Origin of the sequence: Streptomyces sp. NPDC090032 (assembly GCF_044748025.1) — a bacterium.
Classification (GTDB): domain Bacteria; phylum Actinomycetota; class Actinomycetes; order Streptomycetales; family Streptomycetaceae; genus Streptomyces.
The window spans coordinates 1,335-2,599 of sequence record NZ_JBIVFF010000035.1 but is presented as its reverse complement, the minus strand read 5'-3'; the positions used below and the strand labels follow the sequence as shown (position 1 = coordinate 2,599).

Sequence of the window (1,265 nt, the reverse complement as noted above, 5' to 3'; positions counted from 1 at the left end):
CCCCGATCGGGAGCCACGCATGGAACCAGTCGCCACCCCGCGAAACTGCCCGTTCGACTTTGCCGAGGCCCTCGAGTTCGACCCAGTACTCAAACACTTGATGACCCAAGAGCCCGTCTCCCGCATCCGACTGCCTCACGGAGACGGAGAAGCCTGGCTCGTCACCGGCTACGACGACGTACGCACCGTGACCACCGACCGGCGCTTCAGCCGCCACGCCATCATCGGCCGGAACTTTCCCCGCATGACCCCTGAACCCATCGTTCAGGACGAAGCAATCAACGTGATGGACCCACCAGCCAGCAACCGCCTGCGCAGCCTCATCTCCAAAGGCTTCGCACCCCGCCACATGGAACGCATGCAGGTCCGCACCCAGCACGTCGTCAACGAACTACTCGACCGCATGGAAGAACTCGGCTCACCCGCAGACCTCACCGAACACCTGGCCGACCCCCTGCCCCTGGCCACCATCTGCGAAGTACTCGACATCCCCGAAGCCGACCGCGCCCAACTACGCACCCACGCACGGACCATGATGGACACCGGCATGGGCAACCGCGACAACGCCGTACGAGCCAAAGCCGAACTGCGCGCCTACTTCCACACCCTGACCGGACACCGCCGCCAAAACCCGGGCGACGACCTCATCAGCGCACTCGCCACAGCCCGCGACGGAGACGAAATCCTCAACGACGAGGAACTGGCCGTCATGGCCATGGTCCTGCTCATCACCGGACAGGACACCACCACCTACCAGATCGGAAACATCGCCTACACCCTCCTCACCCGCCCCAAAGAACTCGCCATGCTGCGCGAGCACCCCGACATGCTCCCCCAAGCCCTCGAAGAACTCCTGCGCTACATCCCCTTCCGCAAGGGCGTCGGCATCCCCCGCGTCGCCATGCAAGACGTAGAACTCAGCGGCGTAACCATCAAAGCCGGAGACATCGTCCACGTCTCCTACCTCACAGCCAACCGCGACGCCCGCAAATTCGACCGCCCCGACGAACTGGACCTGCACCGCTCCGGCCCCTCCCACATGACCTTCGGCTGGGGAGGACACCACTGCCTCGGCGCCCCCCTGGCCACCACAGAACTCCTCACCGCACTCGGAACCCTCCTAAAACGCTTCCCCGACCTCAAACTCGCCAAGCCCGCCGAAGAAGTCCGCTGGAACACCACATCAATCTGGCGCTACCCACTCGCACTACCCGTCACCTGGTAACCACCTCCATCACCAGGTAACCGCCTAACCGCAACACCCC

General features: G+C 64.0%; 1 protein-coding gene. It reads left to right on the top strand.

Translation table 11 applies throughout. The features are described 5' to 3' along the window. The first annotated feature begins 19 nt into the window (after positions 1-19). Entirely contained in the window at positions 20-1,225 is a 1,206-nt protein-coding gene (locus tag ACIPWY_RS40255; RefSeq protein WP_393706215.1) for a cytochrome P450, read from the top strand. Positions 1,226-1,265: the final 40 nt, after the last annotated feature.

Excerpts from the sequence above, each read along its gene's own strand:
- ACIPWY_RS40255 (WP_393706215.1), top strand. The coding sequence starts at position 20 with ATGGAACCAGTCGCCACCCCGCGAAACTGCCCGTTCGACTTTGCCGAG.